We start from the raw sequence: 14890 nt of genomic DNA, 5'->3' as shown, positions 1-14890 counted from the left end.
CACCTATAGCATGTTACACGTCACCTTCCGCCAGCTTTCCGTGTTCGAGGCCGTGGCGCGCCATTTGAGCTTTTCCCGCGCAGCCCAAGAGCTGCACCTCACCCAGCCCGCGGTGTCCATGCAGATCAAGCAACTGGAAGAAAACGTGGGCACTGCCTTATTCGAGCAACTGGGCAAGAAGATCTACCTCACCGAGGCCGGCCACGAGCTCTACCACTACAGCCGCACCATCGCCCAGCAGCTGAGCGAGGCCGAGGCCGTGCTGGCCGAGCTGAAAGGCTTGAAGCGCGGCAAACTGAAGATCTCTGTGGCCAGTACCGCCAACTATTTTGCGCCCCAGTTGCTGGCCACCTTCAGCCAACGCTTTCCCAATATCACCGTGAGCCTCAACGTGACCAACCGGCAGACCCTGTTGGTCCAGCTCGCCAACAACGAAATGGACATGGCCATCATGGGCCAGCCGCCGGATGGGCTGGATCTGGTGGCGGAATCCTTCATGGAAAATCCGCTGGTGGTGATCGCGCCCATGAACCACCCCCTGGCACGCCAGAAAAACATTCCGCTCGCGCGCCTGGCTTCTGAAACCTTCCTCATGCGCGAGGAGGGTTCCGGCACTCGCATCGCGATGGAGCGCTATTTCGAAGCACATCGGGTGAAAATCCAACCAGGCATGGAGATGAGCAGCACCGAAGCCATCAAGCAAGGGGTGCAAGCGGGACTAGGCCTGGGCGTGGTGTCTTTGCACACCATCGAACTCGAGCTTTCCGCCCGCCGCCTGCGCGTGTTGGACGTGCAAGGGCTGCCCATCCGCCGCCACTGGCATATCGTGCATCGCAAGGACAAACGCCTGTCGGCCGCAGCACTCGCCTTCAAGAACTTCCTGCTGGACGAGGCGACGACGGTATTGTCGCGGGCGGGGTGACCGAGGCTAAGTGACCGTAACGGGCTGCCAGTGCGGCAAGCGCCGCTTCCTTGTTGGCGAATAGGTGCTCCTTCGGGATCACCTCGTCTAACCCGCCCCGCTCGAAGGCCGCCCGTACCTGCTTTTTCAGACTGCTGAAATACAAGTCCACGCCGCGCGCTTTGAGCTGGCGCGCCACCGCCCTGAGCTGTGCTTCGCCCGAGGCATCCATGTCGTTGATGCCGCTGCCCACCACCAGTACCGCCTTCGCCTGGGGAAAGCGACGTAAGGCTTCCAGCACGGCTTCCTCGAAATAGGCCACGTTGACAAAATCGAGTGAACCATCGAAGCGCAGCGCCACGTATTGGTCGCTCACCGGGGGCAGATGATGACTATCCATCCCGGCCAGGGTGCCGTCGGCGCGACGTCCCAGGATTTCTGCGCGCGGACGCATGTTGCGCACCACATAGGCCGCCACGGTCAGCCCAACACCCAGCAGGATGCCTTGGGCGAGGGCTGGCGCCAGCGCCAGCGTGGCCACGAACGTGACCAGGCCGATCACCGCATCGACGCGGTTCACCCGCCAGGCCTGCAACAAGGGCTCGATGCGCACCAAGCCAAATACCGCGAACATGATGATCACCGCCAGCACGGCTTGTGGCAGGTGGTAGAGCAAGGGGGTCAAGAACAAAATCACCAGCATCACACACAAGGCGCTGATGATGGCGAACAAGCCGGTCTGGGCACCGGCACGTGCGGCCAGCGCGGAGCGGGAAAACGAGCCGCTCACCACATAGCTCTGAAAGAAACTGCCGACGATATTGGCCAGCCCCTGGCCGATGAGTTCCTGGTTGGTGTCCACCCGTTGACCCGTGCGTGCGCTGATGGCCTTGGAGATGGAAGTGGCCTCCATGAAACCTAGAAGCGCCATGATGAGAGCAGCCGGCAGAAGGGGAAGCAGAATCTGCCAGGCGATGTGCGGTAGCGTGAAGCTGGGTAAGCCTTTGGGAATGGTCCCCACCACCTCGCCGCCGCTAGACAGGCTCACGGTATCGCCCTTAATTGCGGCAAAGCGCCAGTAGGCCGCGCCCGCCGGCTCACCTTCCACCACGGTGCCAGCCGACCGAAACACGGGTCCGGTGGGCGTCTCGACTCGGGACAAGCGCACCGCGTGCAGATGGCGCCGCGCCTCGAAGGCCTGTTCTCTGAGGGCGGTCAGTCGCACCTTTTGCTTGTCGAGCTCGGCGTCCAGGTCGGCCCGGGCCACCCGCGCCGCTTGTGTGGCGCGACTGCGTTCCGCCTGCAGCTGCGCCAGGCGCCTTTCTTGGTTGCGCACGGCCTCATTCAAGCGGGTGTAGTCGCCCAAACGGGCCCGAAACGATGCATCCTCGATGCTGGCAAGGGAAACGCTCGCGGTGCGTTCGAAACCGAACCAGGCGCTAGCCACGGTGGTGACCATGATGGCCACGAGGATAGCAGGCGCGCGCGGAAAAAAGCGCTGCAGCCCGTAGATGATCAGGAAAGCGGCGAACGCGAAACCAACGGTAGGCCAATGCGTCTGCTCCAGCTGGGTGACCACCGCCCACAAGTCCGAGAGGAAGGAGTCGCTACGGGGCATGGGCACATTGATGAGCTTATTGAGCTGGGATAGGCCAATGATCAAGGCCGCAGCATTGGTGAAGCCCACCACGACGGGATGGGACAGCAGGTTGACCACGAGCCCGAGCCGGAACAGGCCCAGCAGCAAGCGCAACACGCCCACCATCAGGGCCAGCATGACGGACAGCTCGATGAATTGCTCGCTGCCCACCGACGCGAAGGGCAGCAAGGCCGCCGCCGACAGAAGGGAGAGCATCGCCGTGGGGCCGGTGTGCAGCTGGCGCAGGGAACCCCAGAGGGAGGCCACCATCACCGGCAGAAACGCGGCATAGAGACCATACACGACCGGCAGTCCCGCTAACTGGGCATAGGCCATGCTCTGGGGTACCAGCACCAAGGCCACGGTGACCCCGGCGATGAGGTCGGCGCGCAACGTCTCCCGCGTCATCGGCCACCAACCGAGGAAGGGAAACAGCCGCGCAAGCCAAGTTGAGTCGTTCTTTAGCATGAAGGCATCCGCGGCACGGGTTTTCCGCACCGAACGAAGCAGCAAAGGAAACCGCGCAGGGCGGGTTCAATCAGGCCAGATGCGAGCGGGGTGCAGCCCCTGGGTCGGCGCAGGCAACCCGTAGGCCGGATCATGATCGGGGATGGGCTTGCGCCGCGGGGCCGTCTCGGCGGACTGTGCCGTGGGGGCAGCAGGTTCGTCCTTGGCCTTGCGCACGCCGGCCGCGAGTTTGTCCGATGTCTTGCTCATGGCTTCAGTACCTCCTCGATGATGCCTTCCATTTCCCGCACCGCAGCCGCGCCGCGGGCGCCCAATCCATACACACTGGTGCCTTCCAGCGCCGCGACCCGCCAAGCGGCGCGCCGGGCAAGCCCATGGGCCAGCGCCGGCAGGCCCAATGCCGCAAGCGCGTCGTACACCGAGCGGGACAAGCTCGAGCGTGTATCCAGCTGATTCACCACCACCCAGGCCTTGCGCCCGGGCCGGGCCGCGCGCGCCGACTGTAGCCGCTCCATCACCGCTACACAGGCCCACAAGTCTGGCGGCGAAGGCTGCACCGGCACCAGCACGCGATCGGCGGCGGCCCACACTTGTCTCAGAACGGCGTCATCCAGATGGGGTGGGCAGTCGATCACCACGTAGTCAGTGCTTTCCGCCGCCAAGGCGATCTCGCGCCCCAGAACCGAGCCCGCCGCGGCCACCACCTGGGGCAATGCACCGCCGGCCAGCCGCACCCAGTGGCTTGCCGTGCCTTGAGGATCGGCGTCGAGCAGCAGCGTCGGGCCCCGCCGCGCAAGCCCCGCCGCCAGATTCACCGCCAACGTGGTCTTGCCAGTGCCGCCCTTTTGATTGGCCACGGCGATCGAAAGGGCGGCCACGGGTTCAGTCCTTCACCAGAGCGTCGATACGCGCAGCCAGGGCGAAGATTTCCGCGGTGAGCGGACGTCCATCGGCATCGAGCGTGACGCTGACGTAGGTCTTGCCAAAGCTCAGGTTGGGATAATGCCCCGCTTCTTCCGCCAGTTTCGCCACCGCGTCCAGAAAACGCCGCGTCTCTGCGTAGGCGGCGAATTCGAAGCGTCGCGTCAGCGCCGGCGGCAAGTCCTGCCGCTGCCAGTGTGGAAGCCTTTCCTCTTCAGGCATAACGTGATTCCTCTTCGGCCGGAAGCGCCGCGCGCATGCGGTCAAGCTCCTGCAAATGAGCGAGTTCATCGCGCAGGATGGACTGGAACACGGACTCGTGCTGGAAGTCGCCTACCCGTGCGCAATAGGCGGCCGCTTCCTCGTAGAGACGCACGGCATCCACCTCAAGGATGCGGTCGATTTCGATCAGCTCGCGCAAACTGCGTCCCAGGCGCGCGGGCGCGATTTGCATTGCGCGCGGGGCCACACCCAGCTTCACCAGAGTGTCGATCAAGGTCTTGACGTGCTCAATCTCTTCGTCCACGTCCTCGCGGAAATGGGCGCAGAAATCCGCCAGATTCCACTGGTCACACAGGCGGGACTGGGCCATGTACTGCTGCACCGCCGCCATTTCGTGCGCCAGCGCTCGGTGCAGGTAGCCGAGGAGCCGGGGATCGCTCGCCATGACCCACCCTTTCAGCTGCCGTAGCGGATCACGTCACCGTCGCGTCCCGCGCCGTCGGCGCTAGGCTTGCGCGGTAGGATGTTTTCCACCTCGCTGTGCACGCGGGCGATGATGTGGGCCGCGACCAGGCCATCACCCACCCGCTCGCAGGCATCCGCGCCCGCGCGCACCGCAGCGTTCACCGCACCGGTCTCACCCCGCACCATCACGGTGACATAACCACCCCCCACGAACTGGCGGCCAATCAACCGCACTTCCGCCGCCTTGGTCATCGCATCCGCCGCCTCGATCGCAGGCACCAGGCCACGCGTCTCGATCATGCCCAGGGCGATGCCATGGCTTGTCCCGGTCATAACCCCGTTGGCCTGCCTCGCCACCATTTCCATGGCGATCCCCTTTACACCGTCGGCGCGGTGGGCAGGATGTTTTCCACCTCGCTGTGCACGCGGGCGATGATGTGGGCCGCGACCAGGCCATCACCCACCCGCTCGCAGGCATCGGCGCCCGCGCGCACCGCAGCGTTCACCGCACCGGTCTCGCCCCGCACCATCACGGTGACATAGCCACCCCCCACGAACTGGCGGCCAATCAACCGCACTTCCGCCGCCTTGGTCATCGCATCCGCCGCCTCGATCGCAGGCACCAGGCCACGCGTCTCGATCATGCCCAAAGCAATACCCGTCAATCCGTTAGCCATGATTCATCTCCTTCAAACGAACACACAAACTGCTTAGGCTGCTGCCGCGGTGGGCAGGATGTTTTCCACCTCGCTGTGCACGCGCGCGATGATGTGGGCCGCAACCAGGCCATCACCCACCCGCTCGCAGGCATCCGCGCCCGCGCGCACCGCAGCGTTCACCGCACCGGTCTCACCCCGCACCATCACGGTGACATAGCCACCCCCCACGAACTGGCGGCCAATCAACCGCACTTCCGCCGCCTTGGTCATCGCGTCCGCCGCCTCGATCGCAGGCACCAGGCCACGCGTCTCGATCATACCCAGGGCGATACCCGTCATTGAATTTGCCATGCTGTTTCTCCTTCAGAGAGTTGATGAAGTTGCCTTGCCCGCGACGTTGTCCGTCACGTCCCACTGATCGATGATCCCAAGGATCGTCAAATCGGTAAGGATTCGATAATCGCCGGCGCCGTAGCGGGCAGCCGAGCCGCCGGCAGTAAAAACCCATTTGCCCGGCGGCACACCCACGGGATCCACCGCCACGGAAAGCTTGCCCTTTTGATCTGCCAGTACCCGCAGCGAGGCGCTGTACAAGCCGGGGATGCGGCGGGTGCAAACCAGGTCGGACACCACCCGCATGATCTCCATGTCAGCGCTCCTCCCAGTGATCGATGATGCCGACGATGGTGAGATCGGATGGGAAGTCCTTGGAACCCGCGGCTTCCCTTGCAGCGGAGCTTCCCACGCAGATCACCCAGTCGCCCGGGATGCATCCCACCGCGTCCACCGCCACTTGGGGCGTGCCACCGGCCTTCTCCCGCACCACCAAGAGGGGCCGATGACCCATTTCTTTCACACGGTTGGTCGAAACCAGCGTCTTTTCCACCTGCATGATCTTCATGGCTTGACCTCAGTGCTTCTGCGATTCCCGTTCACTGTCTGTCACCGTTTCCAGCGAGCTGCCGGTGCGCTTGTCCTGCACCGTCATGCCGATATAGAGCAGACCCTGCCGCGCCAGCTCGGGATAACGCGCAACCACAGCCGCGCCAATCCGCCGGCAACGGGCTACGGCGCGCTCCCGCGAACCGGGCACGCGGCCGTCGTAGCGGTAATGGATGGCAATGGGCACCGGCAGGCCACGGGCCACGTTGAGCTGGCTGAAGATACGGATGCCCACGTCCAGATCCGCCGCCCCTTCCTCGATGGTGTAGAGGTGGGCGAAGTAGGCCAGATTGCGCAAATGCACCTCGTCCAGGCTATCGCCCAGATTGATGAAGCGCTCCGCATGTCCGATGTCGCGGTAGCGGCCGGCGTGATGGGCACACACGTAGTCGATCTGCGACAGGTTGTGAGTGATTAACCGCTCGATCAGCCGTTCCATGCCCGCCTCCGGCCGGCTGCGGCCCGCGCCGCGCGCCGCTTCGGCGACCGCTTCCGCCACGCGTTGCCGGGCTTCGGAGAGCGGTAGGTCCACCGTGCGCCGGTAGAGGGCGAGATTATCTACGTAACAGTCCACGCTCATCTCGCCTTGCGCGTCGGGCACGTGCACCCGGATCGCGTCATTATCGGTGTCCACCCCGATGAGCAGCGTCGCCACCGACGCGCCGCAACAGAAACCGTTTTCGATGGCCGTGCGGAAGGCGGCCAATCGGTCGAGCGCGGCCTGCGCGGCGCGCCGCTCGTCACTACCGTGGGCAGCGCAGCCCTCGTGGGTCGGGTCTGAGCCGCTGAAGTGGTAGACCGCGATCTTCAGGTAGCGCGTGCCCGCCTCTGGTAGCGTGGGCACGCCCTCGCGCCAGCGGCGCAGCTCGGTGTCGGTCCAGTGGCGCACGTTGAGCTCCACGTCGAACAGGGCGCCCGCGTAGGCCTTGCGGTGCACCGCCCCCCGCGGCAGGCGCAGCACGAAAGGCAAAAGGCCCTTGAGGCGGCCATCGGCGCAGGGGCTGATGTCCACTTCATGGAAGCCGCATTCGATGAAAAACCGCTGCATGGCTTCCACTTCCCCCGGCCGGCTCCAGCGGTCGGCGAAGGCGTGGGCCAATCGCTCGTAGGTGGCCAACACGGCGTGCCCGTAGAGGCGACGCATGTCCAGGGTGGTGACCCACGCGTCCTGTAGCACGTCTTCCGGCAGCGCAAAACCCAGCCGTTCCTGGGCGAGGGCCTGGGCACGCGCCTCGAAGCCGCTTTCATGCTGGATGGCTGCGATCTGTTTGAGCGTGGGCACGATGGCCTCGAAACGGCCACGCACCGTCCGCTCGTAATCGGCCAGCTCCTCGTTGCGCGCCAGATCGGCCAGGGGATGCGCGCGCGGCGCGCATACGGCCGCCACGCACTCGCCTCCGCGCGGCTCCATGCCTGGGGGGCAGAAGCTCGGTCGCTGCGGCCAGGCCGGTATCGCCGCAGGTGGGACGGCCAGCCCCACCGGTGCGGCAGGCGTAGTCTGGCGACCGCGCAGGGCTTCCATGCGTTGGCGCGTATTCATCGGCGACGCCCTCTAGCCCCGGGCACCACCGGAAAGGGTGATGACCGCCCCCGAGGTGGTATTGCCGCTACTGCCGGTAATACGGCTGGCGGCAGGTGCTGGATGCTCGATCTCGCGGAAAGCGCGGGCATTCGCCCCCGCGCCGCGGGGCGCGCCCCGCAAGGTGGGGTTGCGCCGCGTAGCGAAATAGCCCTCGGTGCCGGTGATGCGGTCGTTGCGATCCCAGGCATCGCCGGTGATGCGCCGTTCCCGACCTTCGCCAGTGATGCGCTCGGGACGCGGTTCCGGCGCCGCTACCGGCCGGCTCGTCATTTCCTCGCGGTAGCGAAATTCCGGCGTCCCCGAGATCAAGCCCACCGCTCGCGCCATGGGTCCGGTGATGCGGCCGTTATCCCCGTAGGCGCTACCGGTGATGCGCCGGACCTCAGAAGAGCGGGCCATACGCGCCGGCGTGGGAATCGAGAAGCCGCCGGGCCGCGCCGGCGCAGGCGTAATGCCACAGGCTTCGGCGGCTTGATCCTCACCCAGGTAGGGCGTGCCGCTCACGGGCTGACAGGTGCCACGCTCGTTGCCCGTGAGCTTGGCATCTGGCCCCGGTTGAATGCCGGTCAAAGCAGCGCTGCGGCCCAGCCGTGCCCGGTTGATGGCCTCTTGCGCGGCCCGGGCCGCGCAAAATTCGGCGTACTGGTCGGCGCCGATGTAGGAGGTGCCCGTCACCGGCTTGCAGGCACCGTACTCATCGCCGGTCACCTTGACCGAGCGCCCCACCTGGGTGCCCGACACCGCCTGGCCCCGGAAGGTGCGGGACACACCCACTTTGGCCGGCGGCTGGTAAGGTTCGCTGCGGCAGTAGGAGACGAATTCCTCGGCCGGTAGATAATCGGTACCAGTCACACGCTTGCACGCACCCGCCTCAACGCCGGTAAGGCTCGGTGCGCGACCCACTCGGGTGCCGCTCACCGTCGCGCCAGCTGCGGTGTGACTGGTTTCCACCTTTTTTGGAGCATCGCCCTCCTCGCGAGCCTGGGCCGCGGCATCGGCGTAGGCGGTGCCGGTAATGGCACGCCGGGCGCCTGCTTCCGTACCGGTCACCGGCACCCGGCGGTTGAAATCGGTACCCGTGATGCGCAGCCCCTTGCCAGTCTGCCCGGCTTCCACCTTCGCGGGATGGGGCTCGGGGGCCGTGCCACAGAACTCGCCCACTTGCTCGGCGGCAAGGTATTCGGTCCCCGTCACCCGCTTGCAGGTCCCGTACTCATCGCCCGTGACTTTGGGGCTGCGCCCCACCTCGGTACCGGTAATGCGCCGGCCGCGACTGGTGGTGGTGACTGCCACCTTGCTGGGATTGGGCTCCGGCAGAGCGCCGCAGAAGGCGGAAAACTGCTCGCTACCCACATACTCCGTCCCCGTCACCACCCGGCAGGTGCCCGCCTCGTTGCCCGTGACGCGCGGGCTGCGCTCCACTTGGTTGCCGGTCACCGGCGTGCCAGACAGGGTGGTACCGATCTCCACTTTTTGCGGCTCGGGTCGAATCCGCCCGCAGGGCCGGGCCGGCGGCGCGTCGCCCCGCCCGCGCAAAGATTGCTCGATGCGCCGCTGGCGCGCCGGCGAGGGTGGTTCGGGCACGATCACCTTGGGGCGTGTCTCACTTGCGTCTTCCACCCGTGCGCTGACGGGCTCGTCGTGCCGACAGCCGCAGTCAGCCTCGGACCTGCCCGCCTGCGACCGCTGGGCGCCCGTTGCCGCGCCAGCCCCATTGCCAGCGTTTCCCAGGGCGGCTTTCCCCTGGAGCGACAACGCGCGACGGCGGGCCAGGGCGGCTTCGCGGCCGCTGAGCCTTTCGCTTGCGATGGCGTCACTCATACTTTGCTTCCTTTATGCATACGGCGTTGATCATTAGCGTCTGGCATCCAGATCGCTATCCGTGTTGCGTTTGCCACGACTATAGGGAACAATGTCCATAAGCAAAAATGAATCTTTCTTATCGTTTCCATACAATGGAATGAATCATCTGCCATCCCCAGGAGGGCCTCGTTCATGAACGTCACCCTGCGCCAACTCAAGCTTCTGGAAGCCGTCGCGCGGCATTCGAGCTTCACCCGCGCCTCTGAAGAGTTGCACCTCACCCAGCCTGCGGTGTCCACTCAGATCAAGCAGCTGGAAGAGCAGGTGGGCATGCCCCTGTTCGAGCAGATGGGCAAAAAGATCTTTCTCACCGAAGCCGGGCGCGAGCTCTACGCCTTCGCGCGCAACATCGCCCAGCAGTTTCGCGACATGGAATCGGTGCTCGATGACATGAAGGGCGTCAAGCGCGGCACGCTGCGCCTGGCCGTGACCAGTACTGGCAAATACTTCGCGCCCTACCTGCTGGCCACCTTCATCCAGCGCCATCCCGGCACGCAGGTGCATCTGGAGGTCACCAACCGGGAAGCGCTGGTGCAACAGCTCGCCGACAACCTGCCGGACATGGCCATCATGGGCACGCCGCCGGAACACATCGAGCTTAGGTCCCGCGCCTTTATGCAAAACCCGCTGGTGATCATCGCTCGGCCCGACCACCCCCTGGCTGGCTCCAGCCGGGTGCCGCTGGCGCGGCTGATGGATGAGAACTTCATCCTGCGTGAACGTGGCTCGGGCACGCGTAACGCCGTGGAGCGTTTTTTTCGCGAGCGCAACCTGCGTCTGGCGACCTCCATGGAAATGAGCCGCAACGAAGCCATCAAGCATGCCGTGATGGCCGGTCTCGGCCTGGGCATTGTCTCCTTGCATACGCTGGAATTCGAGCTTTTGCTCAACCGCGTCGCCATCCTCAACGTGGAGGGTTTTCCCATCATGAAGGAGTGGTATCTGGTACACCGCGCCGGCAAGCGCATGTCTCCCATCGCCCAGGCATTTCACGATTTCGTCCTCGAAGAAGCCGAGCGCATCATTCGTCTACCCCAGCCCAAACCCGTCACGCGCTCGCGCAGGCGCATCACGCGCTCCTGAACTTGACCAGGCGGGTGACTTGGATGTCGGAGATGAACACGACACCCGTGTGGCGGTCGAAAAAGGGCGCGAAGCCCTCGAGGATGGGCTCCACCAGTTCCGCAGGCACGGCGACGATGATCATGATCAGCACTGCATCCTCGTTGAACATGAGATGGCCCTCGTGGAAGCCGTGCCGCCCCTTGCCAGAGAGATTGTTGACAATGGTGTAGCCGGTGACGCCGGCCCTATCCAGCAGGTCGGTGGCGAAGGCCTGGTGTTCCCCTTCCAGGATGATCTCCAGTTTCTTCAACGGACTCAGATTGAGTGAAGTCATGTCGTGGGCTCCGTCATGTCATTTATCAACCGGGGTGCGACCTGCCATGTGCCTTCGGAGAACACGTGAGTGTCCCCCGTTTCCGGATCCACCACGGCCAAACGCAACCAGCCCTTGTATAGCAGATTGCGTACGGCGGCCACGGCTTCCAGAGCGCGCCGCGCGTGGTTGAAAGGTGCCTCGATCAGCACCATAAGGCGCAGTGGCTCGTGGTAAGGGCGGCCTTCGCGCAGCACGGTCTGGATGGGCAGCCCGGTACGCAAATCCGAGAGATTGCCCGTCATCACCCCAAACCGGCCTGCCACGTTGTGATAGACCTTGCTGCCGCTCCCGAAGCGCGCGTTGTCCACGGTGGAAAAGTAATGCTCCATGTTGATCCACTGCCCCACCACGAGCGGACCGGCGAGGATGTTTTCCAAAAGTCGCCCTCGGGGATCCAAACGCCAGTCGTAGGAATGAAGAAAGGCCCGGCCCGCGAGGTCACATTCGCGCGTGAGGTCGCGCCGGCCGATGATGAAGGCCGCGTTGCCAGACAAACCCCACTCGGGACGCACCTGGGACCAGTCGGCGGCCTGACGATGGGCGAGCCGCCACGCCCGCTCCAGTTCCACCGAACCCGCCTCGGGCAGCAAGTCCATCAGCCGTTCCTGGGCACATAGGTGGGAGGCGGCCTGCAAGCCTTTCACCAGTCGATCCAGGTACACCAGGTGGGCCGGCGGCAGCAGTTCCAGGTCGTGCAGCGTAAGTTCGTCACGGGTCGTGTCGTGGAATGCCGGCACGAACCAGGCATCGTCTGCAATCGTGATGCCCGCCTCGCGCAGACGCTCACGCACCGCAGGCTTGTTGGCCATCTGGGCCAACACGCGCGCGTTCACCAGACCGTGATTGCCCCCGCATGCGCCGCAATCCAGGGCGCTTTCGTAGGGATTGTTGTCGGAGCTGCTGCCATGCCCGACGAGCAGCACGAAGCGGGAAAAACCTGCGGTAAGCCCCACAGACCGGAGTGCCTGGGCGACGAAGTGCGCCTGCTCATCCAGCGTGAAACCAATCCGCCCCAGGCGCTCCAACTGGATGCGGGCATAGCCCACGTTGATGCGATAGACCTGCCGTAAGCGTTCGATGAATTGCGCCTCCAGCGCCTGGTCGACGCCGAGCATCTGCGACAGCGCGGTGGGGCCACTTAGGCCCGCCAGGGCCGTTTCACGCAATTCACGCACGACATCATCGGTGATGTGCTCCCGCGCGATGCCCAGTTCCTTTTCCAGGGCACGTACGATGAGGCTGCGCTGCAAGGATCTGATGATGGAATCGGCCTGCTCGCGGGACAGCTTGTCCAGGAGCAGGCGGCTGTCTGGAGTCTCGGGAAAGAGGCGTTTGCGCCAGCGCCCGTAGGCGAGCGGCGCCAGGGTTTTGCCAAACAGGTCCAGCCCAAACAGCAGGCCGATCGCCTCCACCGTGACGAAAGGCGATAGCACCGAGGACTTGAGGTCGTGCATCACCTGCTCCAGCACCGACATGAGGGTCTCGTCTTCTGGCTGACGCACGAGGGGCACCTCCAGCACGAGATTCTTCGGCGTCACCACCACTGGACAGAGGTGGGTCTCCGAGCCCTTGGTAAGCCCGATGAAGGCCAAAGGCACACCAAAGAAACCAGCAATGCCAAAGGTCTGATAATCGCCTACCCGTTCCAGATGGCGCCGGATGCGCTCCGAACGCACGTCGATGCAGAACAACAGCTGGGCGAAGGGCCGCTTCTTGCGCGGCGGCGCCGCATCGCGCCGTATCGCGGCAAGTAGCTTAGCCTGGTGCCGGGCTTCATGGGCAGTAAGCCAGAAAAACCCTTCGTGCCGCTCGAAGTCTGCAAGGCGCAGGCACAGGCGCATCACTTCGCCGCCGTCCAACGCCCGCAGCGCGTCGAGCTGGCCAGCGCGCGCGGCAAGCCGCGTAAGCCGCGCCGCCCAATGCTGCGCCTCCTGCCGACGCTTGTCGGCGAGATACGTGGGCATGAGACGGGCAAGCTGGCGGGGGCGCGCGAGTGCTTGCTCCACTCGGTGGGCGTGGCGGGGCAGGACGCGGCCCAGATGAAACTCCCGACTCAACCACGCGCGCTCGGGTTCGCACGCCACGAATTCCATGAGAGCAGGCAGGGTCGCAGGGCGATGCGTCCTTGCTCCGTGCTCCTGTAACAAGGCCGCGGCCAGGGTCAAGCGCACGGCCAGATAGTCCACCAGGTCCGCGGGATGAATCTGCGCCCAGTAGTAATGCCGCGCGCCGGCACGCCAGCGGATGAAGCCAGCCCAGCCCGGTAGTCGCACCAATTCGCCGGTGAAGGCTTCACGCCAATCGTTTTCCGGCACGCCCAATTCGGTCATCACGTGGGCGATGATGCCCTCCGGCGTGTCATCCACCGCCAGCACGCGCTTTATGTGCAAGCCACGCAGGAACAGCCGTAGGTTATGACGGGCAACGTCGCGCCACGCCGCGAACAGGCCTTTTTGCCGGCCCGGCATGCGCCACACGGACTGGCCCTCGTCGAAAAAATCGAGGCAACTCTTGATCACCAGTTCGTCCAGAGTGGGGCCGATGTCGGCACCGAACAACTCATCCACCAGGCTATAAACCGGACGTGCCGGCGTCCAGCCGGCGCGCACCTGAGCGGCAAGTTCCTCTGGCGCGATCGTGCGCGGTGCAAGCGGCGCCTGCGCCAGTGCCGCGGCCAGATCCGCGCCATCGGCAAGCATAGGCGGTGGCCCCAGGGGTGCGGGTTCGCTCACGGTCAACGTCAGCAGCAGTTGCGCCAAATCGAGCCCTGGGAAGCGCTCTGCCCGCGCGGCGTACGCCGCCACTTCTCGCTCCAGCGCCGAGCGCTCCACCCGGCCTTCGGCCAGTGCCTGCTGATACTCGACGCGCGGCAGATAGCCACGGGCGCCAAACAGCTCAGTGCCCTCCCGCACGGCTTCAACGAAGGGCAGGTGCTCCAGCCCATGGAGGGGGTTATGGTGAATGAAGGTGCGCATGGGCCAGAAAAAGGGAATGGGCTCGCCCGCCACGTGCACCGTGGCGCGAATACGCAACCGCCGTCCTAGGGAGAGACTCATCCCAGCCGCCCCAGCCAGTAAAGCCCCGCCCCGGTGACCAGCGCGGCGAAGCCAAGCCCAAGGCCGAGGCTGGCCACGCCGACATCAGCGATCGGGTCCACCTCTTGCCCCCCACCGAGAAAGCCCGCTAGCAGACGCATCGCTGCCCAACTCCAGGCCAGCCATACCAGCAAGACCCCAAGCGCCAGCACCGGCGTGAGATGCATGAGTAACGCAAGCAAGGCGGAAAACCCCGGCGCAGGCGGCGTAGCCACTGCGGCGAGCAGAATCACCGCGAAGAGGAAGGCCAGGCGGGGCGCCGGGGTGAGCGTGGCCGCAAGCCCGGCGTAGGCCGCCCCCAGGCGACGCGCAATGGCGGCGCCCACCAGCGCCAACCCCGACGCGGGGAGCGCGAAAGCCGCAAGGAAAACCACCAGCGGCAACAACGCGCCGTGCAACGGTTCCAACCAGACCAAGGCGTAAGCCGAGGTGGCGAATAGTCCCGTCCACAGGGCGAGGTCGCGCACGGTGAGGAGCCGAAAGGCATAAATGGCGGCCGTCAAGAGGGCCCAAGGCGCGACAATTTCTGGGATGGGGGGCGCAAGCCACGAAAGGAGCGCCACACCCACGCCCGGCCAAAAGAGGAAGGCGACCGCGCGCAAAGCCGGAGGCAGTCGAGTCAGTACGACCACGGCGAGCCCACTCATGGGAAAGAGTGGCAGAAACAAGGCCACGGCCAGCAGCTCGACCAT

General features: G+C 65.1%; 17 protein-coding genes. 2 read left to right on the top strand and 15 right to left on the bottom strand.

Translation table 11 applies throughout. The features are described 5' to 3' along the window. Nucleotides 1-10 precede the first annotated feature (10 nt). Complete coding sequence (locus tag V6E02_RS11150) at nucleotides 11-922, top strand: LysR family transcriptional regulator (protein ID WP_347308880.1); 912 nt, start codon at nucleotides 11-13, stop codon at nucleotides 920-922. Here V6E02_RS11150 and V6E02_RS11145 read toward each other — a convergent pair. The 12 genes from V6E02_RS11145 to V6E02_RS11090 all read right to left on the bottom strand — a co-directional run bounded on the left by V6E02_RS11145 (nucleotide 870) and on the right by V6E02_RS11090 (nucleotide 9620). After that, nucleotides 870-3008 carry a SulP family inorganic anion transporter gene (locus V6E02_RS11145; protein ID WP_347308879.1) on the bottom strand — a complete coding sequence of 713 codons (2139 nt, stop codon included), beginning with the start codon at nucleotides 3006-3008 and terminating at the stop codon, nucleotides 870-872. The two genes, V6E02_RS11150 and V6E02_RS11145, sit on opposite strands and share 53 nt — an antisense overlap. A gap of 66 nt (nucleotides 3009-3074) precedes the next feature. Beyond that, the gene (locus tag V6E02_RS11140) at nucleotides 3075-3257 is read right to left on the bottom strand and encodes a hypothetical protein (protein WP_347308878.1); all 183 of its coding nucleotides are present in this window, start codon (nucleotides 3255-3257) and stop codon (nucleotides 3075-3077) included. Continuing rightward, on the bottom strand, nucleotides 3254-3886 hold the full coding sequence (parA, locus tag V6E02_RS11135) for a ParA family partition ATPase (RefSeq protein ID WP_347308877.1): 633 nt from the start codon (nucleotides 3884-3886) through the stop codon (nucleotides 3254-3256). Before parA ends, V6E02_RS11140 begins: the two co-directional genes overlap by 4 nt. A gap of 4 nt (nucleotides 3887-3890) precedes the next feature. Beyond that, complete coding sequence (locus tag V6E02_RS11130; RefSeq protein ID WP_347308876.1) at nucleotides 3891-4151, bottom strand: 4a-hydroxytetrahydrobiopterin dehydratase; 261 nt, start codon at nucleotides 4149-4151, stop codon at nucleotides 3891-3893. Continuing rightward, nucleotides 4144-4596 (bottom strand): ferritin-like domain-containing protein, encoded by a 453-nt coding sequence (locus V6E02_RS11125; RefSeq protein WP_347308875.1) that lies wholly within the window; start codon nucleotides 4594-4596, stop codon nucleotides 4144-4146. Before V6E02_RS11125 ends, V6E02_RS11130 begins: the two co-directional genes overlap by 8 nt. 11 nt (nucleotides 4597-4607) lie before the next feature. Further along, nucleotides 4608-4949, bottom strand: a complete 342-nt coding sequence (gene csoS1 / locus V6E02_RS11120) for an alpha-carboxysome major shell protein CsoS1 (RefSeq protein ID WP_347308874.1) — start codon at nucleotides 4947-4949, stop codon at nucleotides 4608-4610. A 44-nt stretch (nucleotides 4950-4993) separates the two neighbouring features. Beyond that, nucleotides 4994-5293 (bottom strand): alpha-carboxysome major shell protein CsoS1, encoded by a 300-nt coding sequence (gene csoS1, locus V6E02_RS11115; protein ID WP_347308873.1) that lies wholly within the window; start codon nucleotides 5291-5293, stop codon nucleotides 4994-4996. A 33-nt stretch (nucleotides 5294-5326) separates the two neighbouring features. Further along, nucleotides 5327-5626, bottom strand: a complete 300-nt coding sequence (csoS1, locus tag V6E02_RS11110; protein ID WP_347308872.1) for an alpha-carboxysome major shell protein CsoS1 — start codon at nucleotides 5624-5626, stop codon at nucleotides 5327-5329. A 12-nt stretch (nucleotides 5627-5638) separates the two neighbouring features. After that, on the bottom strand, nucleotides 5639-5923 hold the full coding sequence (locus V6E02_RS11105) for a carboxysome peptide B (RefSeq protein WP_347308871.1): 285 nt from the start codon (nucleotides 5921-5923) through the stop codon (nucleotides 5639-5641). Between the two features lies 1 nt (nucleotide 5924). Further along, a complete protein-coding gene (gene csoS4, locus V6E02_RS11100; RefSeq protein ID WP_347308870.1) occupies nucleotides 5925-6176 on the bottom strand; it encodes an alpha-carboxysome shell vertex protein CsoS4 in 252 nt (83 codons plus the stop codon). Between the two features lie 9 nt (nucleotides 6177-6185). Then, nucleotides 6186-7757 carry a carboxysome shell carbonic anhydrase gene (locus V6E02_RS11095; protein ID WP_347308869.1) on the bottom strand — a complete coding sequence of 524 codons (1572 nt, stop codon included), beginning with the start codon at nucleotides 7755-7757 and terminating at the stop codon, nucleotides 6186-6188. A gap of 12 nt (nucleotides 7758-7769) precedes the next feature. Then, nucleotides 7770-9620 carry an alpha-carboxysome scaffolding protein CsoS2 gene (locus V6E02_RS11090; RefSeq protein WP_347308868.1) on the bottom strand — a complete coding sequence of 617 codons (1851 nt, stop codon included), beginning with the start codon at nucleotides 9618-9620 and terminating at the stop codon, nucleotides 7770-7772. 174 nt (nucleotides 9621-9794) lie between these two features. On the opposite strand from V6E02_RS11090, the gene V6E02_RS11085 reads away from it, so the two are divergent. Then, nucleotides 9795-10745, top strand: coding sequence for a LysR family transcriptional regulator (locus V6E02_RS11085; protein ID WP_347308867.1), 951 nt, complete (start codon nucleotides 9795-9797; stop codon nucleotides 10743-10745). On the opposite strand, the gene V6E02_RS11080 is transcribed toward V6E02_RS11085, so the two are convergent. The 3 genes from V6E02_RS11080 to V6E02_RS11070 are packed head-to-tail and all read right to left on the bottom strand — an operon-like array spanning nucleotide 10732 to nucleotide 14890. Further along, entirely contained in the window at nucleotides 10732-11061 is a 330-nt protein-coding gene (locus V6E02_RS11080; RefSeq protein WP_347308866.1) for a P-II family nitrogen regulator, read from the bottom strand. The two genes, V6E02_RS11085 and V6E02_RS11080, sit on opposite strands and share 14 nt — an antisense overlap. Then, entirely contained in the window at nucleotides 11058-14159 is a 3102-nt protein-coding gene (locus V6E02_RS11075) for a DUF2309 domain-containing protein (protein WP_347308865.1), read from the bottom strand. Before V6E02_RS11075 ends, V6E02_RS11080 begins: the two co-directional genes overlap by 4 nt. Next, a complete protein-coding gene (locus V6E02_RS11070; RefSeq protein ID WP_347308864.1) occupies nucleotides 14156-14890 on the bottom strand; it encodes a hypothetical protein in 735 nt (244 codons plus the stop codon). The genes V6E02_RS11075 and V6E02_RS11070 overlap by 4 nt, the downstream gene beginning before the upstream one ends.

The organism is Thiobacter sp. AK1, from assembly GCF_039822265.1.
GTDB classification, from domain to species: domain Bacteria; phylum Pseudomonadota; class Gammaproteobacteria; order Burkholderiales; family Thiobacteraceae; genus Thiobacter; species Thiobacter aerophilum.
The sequence above is the reverse complement of the archived record's forward strand: the minus strand, read 5'-3'. Positions and strand labels throughout refer to the sequence as shown.

Coding starts and splice junctions, on each gene's coding strand:
- V6E02_RS11075 (WP_347308865.1), bottom strand. CDS start 14,159: ATGAGTCTCTCCCTAGGACGGCGGTTGCGTATTCGCGCCACGGTGCAC.
- V6E02_RS11145 (WP_347308879.1), bottom strand. CDS start 3,008: ATGCTAAAGAACGACTCAACTTGGCTTGCGCGGCTGTTTCCCTTCCTC.
- V6E02_RS11085 (WP_347308867.1), top strand. CDS start 9,795: ATGAACGTCACCCTGCGCCAACTCAAGCTTCTGGAAGCCGTCGCGCGG.
- V6E02_RS11130 (WP_347308876.1), bottom strand. CDS start 4,151: ATGCCTGAAGAGGAAAGGCTTCCACACTGGCAGCGGCAGGACTTGCCG.
- csoS4 (WP_347308870.1), bottom strand. CDS start 6,176: ATGAAGATCATGCAGGTGGAAAAGACGCTGGTTTCGACCAACCGTGTG.
- csoS1 (WP_347308874.1), bottom strand. CDS start 4,949: ATGACCGGGACAAGCCATGGCATCGCCCTGGGCATGATCGAGACGCGT.
- V6E02_RS11140 (WP_347308878.1), bottom strand. CDS start 3,257: ATGAGCAAGACATCGGACAAACTCGCGGCCGGCGTGCGCAAGGCCAAG.
- V6E02_RS11125 (WP_347308875.1), bottom strand. CDS start 4,596: ATGGCGAGCGATCCCCGGCTCCTCGGCTACCTGCACCGAGCGCTGGCG.
- csoS1 (WP_347308872.1), bottom strand. CDS start 5,626: ATGGCAAATTCAATGACGGGTATCGCCCTGGGTATGATCGAGACGCGT.
- csoS1 (WP_347308873.1), bottom strand. CDS start 5,293: ATGGCTAACGGATTGACGGGTATTGCTTTGGGCATGATCGAGACGCGT.
- V6E02_RS11090 (WP_347308868.1), bottom strand. CDS start 9,620: ATGAGTGACGCCATCGCAAGCGAAAGGCTCAGCGGCCGCGAAGCCGCC.
- V6E02_RS11070 (WP_347308864.1), bottom strand. CDS start 14,890: ATGGTCGAGCTGCTGGCCGTGGCCTTGTTTCTGCCACTCTTTCCCATG.
- V6E02_RS11105 (WP_347308871.1), bottom strand. CDS start 5,923: ATGGAGATCATGCGGGTGGTGTCCGACCTGGTTTGCACCCGCCGCATC.
- V6E02_RS11080 (WP_347308866.1), bottom strand. CDS start 11,061: ATGACTTCACTCAATCTGAGTCCGTTGAAGAAACTGGAGATCATCCTG.
- V6E02_RS11150 (WP_347308880.1), top strand. CDS start 11: ATGTTACACGTCACCTTCCGCCAGCTTTCCGTGTTCGAGGCCGTGGCG.
- V6E02_RS11095 (WP_347308869.1), bottom strand. CDS start 7,757: ATGAATACGCGCCAACGCATGGAAGCCCTGCGCGGTCGCCAGACTACG.